Source organism: Collimonas sp. (assembly GCF_035566555.1).
Taxonomy (GTDB): Bacteria; Pseudomonadota; Gammaproteobacteria; order Burkholderiales; family Burkholderiaceae_D; genus Collimonas.
In genome coordinates this window covers 20932-28583 of sequence record NZ_DATMRB010000043.1, presented here as the reverse complement: position 1 = coordinate 28583, position 7652 = coordinate 20932, and the positions used below count along the sequence as shown (strand labels likewise).

Below are 7652 nucleotides of genomic sequence, written 5' to 3'. Positions count from 1 at the left end.
CGTGTGGCGCGACAACCTCGAAGGCGGTCTGGCGTACCTGATCGACGTGGTGGTCAACGATCACCTGAACGTGGCCGCCGAACTCGAAACGGAAATGCAGCACGTGATCGACACCTACGAGTGCGAGTGGAAGCGGGCCGTCACCGATCCCGAGACGCGCAAGCGCTTCCGCCATTTCGTCAACAGCGAACAGGCTGACGACAACGTGGTGTTCATGCCGGAACGCGGCCAGATCCGTCCCGCCACGGTGGAAGAGCGCAAGCGCATCGCCATCCCGATCGTGGTTGAAACCGTTTAAAGGAAGCGAGATGCACAAGGACCAGCTGGGCCAGCACTGGATTGAAGTCTGCGCCATTGAACAGATCGTGCCGAACACCGGCGTCTGCGCGCTGATCAACGGCGAACAGGTGGCGGTGTTCCACGTCATCGACGGCGAGCAGCGCGTGTTCGCGATCGGCAATTACGATCCGAATGCGCAGGCCGCAGTGCTCTCGCGCGGACTGGTCGGCAGCCTGGGCGAACGGATCGTGGTGGCTTCGCCAATCTACAAGCAGCACTTCGACCTGCAGACCGGCGAGTGCCTGGAAGCGCCGGAGAATTCCGTACCGGCCTATCCGGCGCGCATCACAGGCGGCAAGGTCTGGGTAGCCGCATGACAGCCGCCAGCAAGCCGTCGCTGGTGGTGATCGGCAATGGCATGGCCGGCATGCGCACGGTTGAAGAATTGCTCAAGCTGGCGCCGGACTTGTACGACATCACCGTGTTCGGCGCCGAGCCGCACGGCAATTACAACCGCATCCTGCTGTCGCCGCTGCTGGCGGGCGACAAGAGCATGGATGACATCATGCTCAATCCGCGTGAATGGTATGTCGAGAATGGCATTACCCTGCATGCCGGCGATCCGGTGATCAGCATAGACCGCCAGCACCGCATTGTGCGTTCGCAGTCCGGCATTGAACTGCGTTACGACCGGCTGCTGCTGGCGACCGGATCCAGGCCCTTCATCATCCCGGTGCCGGGCCATCAGCTGCCGGGCGTGATTGCTTTCCGCGATATCCAGGATGTCGAGACCATGCTGGCGGCGGCGCGCGATCATCGCCATGCGGTGGTGATCGGCGGCGGCCTGCTCGGGCTGGAAGCGGCCAACGGCTTGCTGCGCCAGGGCATGGATGTGACCGTGGTGCATGTCATGGATAGCCTGATGGAAAGGCAGCTGGACAAGTCCGCCGCCATCTTGCTGAAGAAGGCGCTGGAGCAGAAAGGCTTGCGATTTTTATTGAACGCTCAGACAGCCGAGATTGTCGGAGGGCAGCAGGTGAAAGCGGTGCGCTTCAAGGACGGCAGCGAGATTCCGGCCGACCTGGTGGTGATGACCGCCGGCGTCCGTCCCAATATCGCACTGGCGCAGCAGGCCGGGCTGCATTGCGACCGCGCGATCGTGGTCGACGATACCTTGCAGACATACGATCCGCGCATCTATGCGGTGGGTGAATGCGTGCAGCACCGCATGGCGACTTTCGGCCTGGTGGCGCCGATCTGGGAACAGGCGCGCGTCTGCGGCGCGCACCTGGCCGGTGCCGGCCATCGGCGTTATGTGCAGCAAGCCACCGCCACCAAGCTTAAGGTCACCGGCGTCGACCTGTATTCCGCCGGCGACTTCATCGGCGGCGAGGGCAGCGAAGACCTGGTGCTGCGCGATCCGCGCCGCGGCATCTACAAACGGCTGGTGATCAGCGGTCCGCGCGTCGTTGGCGCGGTGCTGTACGGCGACGTCAAGGATGGCCCCTGGTACTTCGAACTGATCCAGAACAAGGTCGATATTTCTGCCCTGCGCAGCCAGCTGCTGTTCGGCCAGGCGCTATGCGTCCAGGCTGCTTGAAGCGGAGCACGGATGACACAAGTTCAGAGCTTCCCCTTGCAGCCGGCCGCCAGGCTGGCCGACACGCTTACGACTTGTCCGTATTGCGGCGTAGGCTGCGGCGTGCGCGCGACGGTCAACGGCGATGGCCAGGTCGACATCGCCGGCGATGAAACCCATGCTTCGAACCTGGGCCGGCTATGCGTCAAGGGCGCAGCGCTGGGCGAGACGGTCGCACTGGATGGACGCCTGCTGTATCCGAAGATGCGCAGCGGTGAAAGTCAGGAATTGCAGCTGGTATCGTGGGATGCGGCGCTGGACAAGGTGGCGCACGGTTTCCGTAACATCATCGAGCAGCACGGTCCGGATTCTGTCGCTCTGTATGTCTCGGGCCAGCTGCTGACAGAAGACTACTACGTCGCCAACAAGCTGATGAAGGGTTACATCGGCAGCGCCAATATCGATACCAATTCACGGCTGTGCATGTCTTCCGCGGTGGCTGGCCACAAGCGCGCCTTCGGCGCCGACCTGGTGCCGGTATGCTATGACGACCTGGAACTAGCCGACCTGGTGGTGCTGGTCGGTTCCAACACCGCATGGTGCCATCCGATCCTGTTCCAGCGCATCGCCAAAATCAGGGAAACGCGGCCGCAGATGAAACTGGTGGTGATCGATCCGCGCCGCACTGCTACCTGCGAACTGGCCGACCTGCATCTGCCGCTCAAGGCCGGCAGCGATGTCTGGCTGTTCAATGGCTTGCTCAGCTTCCTGGCGCGCAACGGCGCCGTGGACCAGGGCTTCGTCGAGGCGCACACCAATGGCATGGCCGCCGCGCTGACAGCAGCCGAGGAAGATTGTGCCGAACTGGCAGCGGTGGCGCAGATCTGCAAGCTCGATCCGCGCGACCTGCTGACCTTCTATCAATGGTTTGCGGACAATAAAAGGGTGGTCACCGCCTTTTCGCAAGGAGTCAACCAGTCCTCTTCCGGTACCGACAAGGTCAACAGCATCATCAACTGCCATCTGCTGACCGGCCGTATCGGCCAGCCCGGCATGGGGCCGTTTTCGATCACCGGCCAGCCCAACGCCATGGGCGGGCGCGAAGTCGGCGGCCTGGCCAACATGCTGGCGGCGCACATGGAACTGGATAACCCGCAGCATCGCCAGACCGTGCAGACCTTCTGGCAGTCGCCGCGCATGGCCGAGCGGCCGGGCCTGAAGGCGGTCGACCTGTTCCAGGCGATCGAAGCAGGACGGGTCAAGGCGGTCTGGATCATGGCCACCAATCCGGTGGTCAGCCTGCCGGATGCGGATCAAGTCCAGCGCGCCCTGGAAAAATGCGAGCTGGTGGTGATCTCCGACATCATCGAAAAAACCGACACCAACGCTTTTGCCCATGTCTTGCTGCCGGCTCTCGGCTGGGGAGAAAAAGATGGCACGGTGACCAGCTCGGAACGCCGCATCTCGCGCCAGCGCGGCTTCCTGCCGGCGCCGGGCGAAGCGCGCGCAGACTGGCGCATCATCTGCCAGGTGGCGCAACGCATGGGCTATGACGGCTTCGGCTTCAGCTCGGCGCATCAGATATTCGACGAGCATGCCCGGCTTAGCGCCTATCGCAATGGCGCTGACGGTGATGGCCCGCAGCGCGTATTCAACCTGAGCGGCTTGCACGGCATGGACCAGGCGCAGTTCGATGCCATGCAGCCGGTGCAATGGCCGCTATCGATCGGCGCCGATGGGGAAAAACAAGGCACGGCGCGCCTGTTCGCCGACCGCCGTTTCGCCCACGCCGACGGCAAGGCGCGCTTCATCGCCACGGTGCCGCGGGCGCCGCGGCACGCCACCGACAGCGACTATCCGCTCAGCCTCAACACTGGCCGCGTGCGCGACCAGTGGCATACCATGACGCGTACCGGCAAGTCGCCGCGCTTGGCTGACCACGTGCCGGAATCGTTCATCGACATCCATCCGCAAGATGCCCTGCTATATGGCGTACGTGAAGGCATGCTGGCACGGGTATCGAGCCGCTGGGGCGAGATGGTGGCGCGCGTGCAGCACGGCGGCGGCATCGCCCGCGGCAGCCTGTTCGTCCCCATCCACTGGAACCGGCAGTCAGCTTCCGATGCGCGGGTAGGGGCGCTGGTCAATCCGGTGGTCGATCCGGTTTCCGGCGAGCCGGAATTCAAGCACACGCCGGTGCGGATCGAGGAATTTGCGGTGACCTGGTACGGCTTCGTGCTTAGCCGCGCGCAGCCGGCGCTGGACGATGTCACCCACTGGACGCGGGTCCAGGGACGCAGCTTTCATCGCTATGAACTGGCCGGACGCAGCCCGATCGCCGATCATGGCGCGTGGGCCGCCAGGCTGCTGGGAGTCGACACCGCCGCCGCCGACTGGCTGGAATACCAGGATGGCAGCGCCGGGATTTATCGCGCTGTGCATGTGGTGGATGACCGCATCGAAGCTTGCGTGTTCCTGTCGCCGCGGCCGGACCTGCCTGCGCGCGCCTGGCTGGCCAGCCTGTTTCTCAAGGAGCAGCTGGCAGATGCCGACCGCGTCGGCTTGCTCATCGGCCAGCCGGTCGCCAGGGGCGCCGATACCGGTCCGACTATCTGCTCCTGCTTCGCGGTCGGCCGCAACACCATCTGCGATGCGGTGCGCAAGCAGAGCTTGACGACCGTGGCGCAGGTTACCGGCTGCCTGAAGGCGGGCGGCAATTGCGGCTCTTGTGTGCCGGAAATTAAGAAACTGTTGTCGGAAATGCTGGCTGAGGTGCAGGCGTAGCGCCGGATCAGTGCTTGTCAAAATGTCCAAGTCTGGGTAAGTTAGCGGAGCAAGTTGCCAAGATCTGCTTGGTACCTGGACCACGGAGACCGGAGCTATGAATTTTTTTCTTGCGCTATCGCACCGCCGCAATTTTCGCATCGCAGTCATTGGCGCTGCCGCCTGCCTGGCCTTCGGCAGCTGGAGCGGCGCCGTGCAGGCCGATACCGCTGTTGCCAGGCCAGCGGCGCTTGCGGCTTACCCGGCGCCGCCTTCAGAACTGTATCCAGAGCTGTTTGCCGCGGTGCAGATGGGCCAGGTTTTCAAGGACGGCAAGACCTTCGCCGATGCCGTACCGAAGGACAATCCGGCCGCCATTGCAGCGCGCTACCAGCGCGAAAAGAATCTTCCCGGGTTCACGCTGGCCGGTTTCGTGCAGCAACACTTCGATCTGCCGCAAGACAGTGCAGATGCTTATGTCAGCGATCGTTCGCAGTCGCTGCAGCAGCATATAGCGGGTCTCTGGCCGCACCTGACCAGGCAGCCTGCCAAGGCCAGCGCCGGATCTTCGCTGCTGCCGCTGCCGCAAGCCTATGTGGTGCCAGGCGGGCGCTTTCGCGAGGTGTATTACTGGGACTCTTATTTCACCATGCTGGGTTTGCTGCAAAACGGCAAGCCGCAGCTGATCCGCGCCATGGTCGACAATTTTGCCAGCCTGATCGACCGCTACGGCCATATCCCCAACGGCAGTCGCAGCTATTACCTGAGCCGCTCGCAGCCGCCTTTCTATTTCAAGATGGTCGGCTTGCTGTCGACCCAGGATGAAGCCGGCGCTTACGCACGCTATCTGCCGCAGCTGCGGCGCGAATATGCGTTCTGGATGGACGGCGCCGGCACGCTCAAGCCCGGCTCCGCGCACCGGCGCGTGGTGGCGCTGGCGGACGGCAGCCTGCTGAACCGCTATTACGACGACCGTGCCGTTCCGCGCGACGAATCGTATGCGGAAGACGTCAAGCTGGCGCAGCAGAGCAAGCGCCAGGCTGCCGAGGTTTACCGGGATTTTCGCGCCGGCGCGGAAAGCGGCTGGGATTTCAGCAGCCGCTGGCTGGCCGACGGCAAGTCGCTGGCCACGATCGAAACCACCGCCATCCTGCCGGTCGATCTCAACAGCCTGATGTATGGATTGGAAAATGCTATTCGGCTCGGCTGCGAGCGGGTGCATGACCTGGCGTGCAGCAAGGAGTTCACGCAGCGCGCCGAACGGCGCCGGCTGGCGGTGCAAAAATATTTCTGGGATGACGCCGCCGGGCATTATGTCGACTATCAATGGATCAGGCAGCGTTCGACCGGCCGCCCCGGCGCCGCCACGCTATATCCGCTGTTCGTCGGCATCGCCGAGCCGAGGCAGGCGGAGCGCGTGGCGCAGTGGGTCGGCAAGCAATTGCTGCAGCCCGCCGGCATCGTCACCACGACAGTCGACAGCGGCCAGCAATGGGATGCGCCGAACGGCTGGGCGCCGCTGCAATGGATTGCGGTGGACGGCCTGGAGCGCTATGGCCTGCATGCCATGGCGCGCGATGTCGCCACGCGCTGGATGGGCAAAGTGCAGCAGGTCTACGCGGCTAGCGGCAAGCTGGTGGAAAAATACAATGTGACCGGCAGCGATGCCGAAGCCGGCGGCGGTGAATATGCTCTACAGGACGGTTTCGGCTGGACCAACGGCGTAGCGATGCAGCTGCTGACGCTGTATCCCGAGTTGCAGCAACCTTGAGAGCGGCCGCGCCCGCGCAGCCGCTCTTGCAGGCAAGGTTAGCGCTTCTGCCTGTGTTCGGCAAACAGCCAGACCAGCAGCCCCAGCGCGCTTAATCCTGCGCCCGTCATCGACACCCCGAGCCAGCCCGAGTGGCCGTACATCGCGGTCGATAGCAGCGAGCCGCAGGCGCCGCCGATGAAGTAGCAAGTCATGTAGCCGGCGGTCAGGCGGTTGCGGGAATCCGGATGCAGGTGATTGATCACGCTCAGGTTGGTGACGTGGATTGCCTGCACCATCAGGTCCAGCAGCAGGATGCCGAACAGCAGCCCGAGCAGCGAGCTTTTGGCAAACACCAGCGGCAGCCAGGACAGCAACAGCAGTGCCAGCCCGATGGTGGTGGAACGACCGGCATGGCCGCGGTCGGCCAGGCGGCCGGCATGCGAAGCGGCCATGGCGCCGGCGGCGCCGACCAGGCCGAACAAGCCGATGGTGCCGTCGGAATAATGGAAAGGTTCAGCCGCCAGCAGGAAGGAAATCGAAGTCCACAGCACGCTGAAGACGGCGAAGATGATCGCCCCCAGCAAGGCGCGGATGCGCAGCACCGGCTCGGCCACGAACAAGGTCAGGATAGAGGCCAGCAGGCGCGGATAGCTCAGGCTCTGGGTCGGATGATGGCGCGGCAGCGCGCGGCCGAGCACGATGGCGGTCAGGATCATCAGCGCGGCGCCGAACCAGTACACGGTCTGCCAGCCGCCCCAGGCCGACAGATAGCCGGCCACGGTGCGCGCCAGCAGGATCCCCAGCAGCAGGCCGGTCATCACATGGCCGACCACCTTGCCGCGCTCGTGCGGCGCCGCCAGGGTAGCGGCAAACGGCACCAGCACTTGCGATACGACCGAGAACAGGCCGGTCAGGGCGGTGCCGAGCAGGACCAGCGCGAGGTTTTGCGCGGTAGCCGTGATCAGCAGGCCGCAGGCCGACAGCAGGCTCATGATGACGATCAGCTTCTTGCGTTCCAGCATGTCGGCCAGCGGCACCAGCAGCATCAGGCCGAGCGCGTAGCCGAGCTGGGCCACGGTGACGATCAGGCCGGCGCTGCCGTTGGAAATGCCGAAGCGGGCGGCGATGGTGTGCAGCAGAGGCTGCGCGTAATAGTTGCTGGCCACTGCGACACCGGTGGCGACCGACATCATGATCACCAGGCCGGCGCTGAGTTTGGCGGATTGGGTTTGCGACATGTTTGAACTGCCTTGAAAAATACAAGCCGACACTTTAGCC

General features: G+C 64.0%; 5 protein-coding genes and 1 pseudogene. 5 read left to right on the top strand and 1 reads right to left on the bottom strand.

What is annotated here, in order from left to right; all coding sequences use genetic code 11:
- From VNZ65_RS06600 to treF, 5 genes and pseudogenes are all read left to right on the top strand, one after another.
- Positions 1–298, top strand: a pseudogene (locus tag VNZ65_RS06600) (nitrite reductase (NAD(P)H)); the annotation flags it as partial.
- A 10-nt stretch (positions 299–308) separates the two neighbouring features.
- Positions 309–656 (top strand): nitrite reductase small subunit NirD, encoded by a 348-nt coding sequence (gene nirD, locus VNZ65_RS06595; RefSeq protein ID WP_325667273.1) that lies wholly within the window; start codon positions 309–311, stop codon positions 654–656.
- Positions 653–1879, top strand: coding sequence for an NAD(P)/FAD-dependent oxidoreductase (locus tag VNZ65_RS06590; protein ID WP_325667271.1), 1227 nt, complete (start codon positions 653–655; stop codon positions 1877–1879). The genes nirD and VNZ65_RS06590 overlap by 4 nt, the downstream gene beginning before the upstream one ends.
- Before the next feature lie 12 nt (positions 1880–1891).
- Entirely contained in the window at positions 1892–4642 is a 2751-nt protein-coding gene (locus VNZ65_RS06585; RefSeq protein WP_325667269.1) for a nitrate reductase, read from the top strand.
- A 97-nt stretch (positions 4643–4739) separates the two neighbouring features.
- On the top strand, positions 4740–6392 hold the full coding sequence (gene treF / locus VNZ65_RS06580) for an alpha,alpha-trehalase TreF (protein ID WP_325667267.1): 1653 nt from the start codon (positions 4740–4742) through the stop codon (positions 6390–6392).
- Positions 6393–6430: 38 nt separating this feature from the next.
- Here treF and VNZ65_RS06575 read toward each other — a convergent pair whose 3' ends face one another.
- Positions 6431–7612, bottom strand: a complete 1182-nt coding sequence (locus VNZ65_RS06575; protein WP_325667265.1) for an MFS transporter — start codon at positions 7610–7612, stop codon at positions 6431–6433.
- Positions 7613–7652 lie beyond the last annotated feature (40 nt).

Bases quoted from the DNA above. Each gene is read 5' to 3' on its own strand.
- VNZ65_RS06585 (WP_325667269.1), top strand. From the start codon at position 1,892: ATGACACAAGTTCAGAGCTTCCCCTTGCAGCCGGCCGCCAGGCTGGCC.
- nirD (WP_325667273.1), top strand. From the start codon at position 309: ATGCACAAGGACCAGCTGGGCCAGCACTGGATTGAAGTCTGCGCCATT.
- VNZ65_RS06575 (WP_325667265.1), bottom strand. From the start codon at position 7,612: ATGTCGCAAACCCAATCCGCCAAACTCAGCGCCGGCCTGGTGATCATG.
- VNZ65_RS06590 (WP_325667271.1), top strand. From the start codon at position 653: ATGACAGCCGCCAGCAAGCCGTCGCTGGTGGTGATCGGCAATGGCATG.
- treF (WP_325667267.1), top strand. From the start codon at position 4,740: ATGAATTTTTTTCTTGCGCTATCGCACCGCCGCAATTTTCGCATCGCA.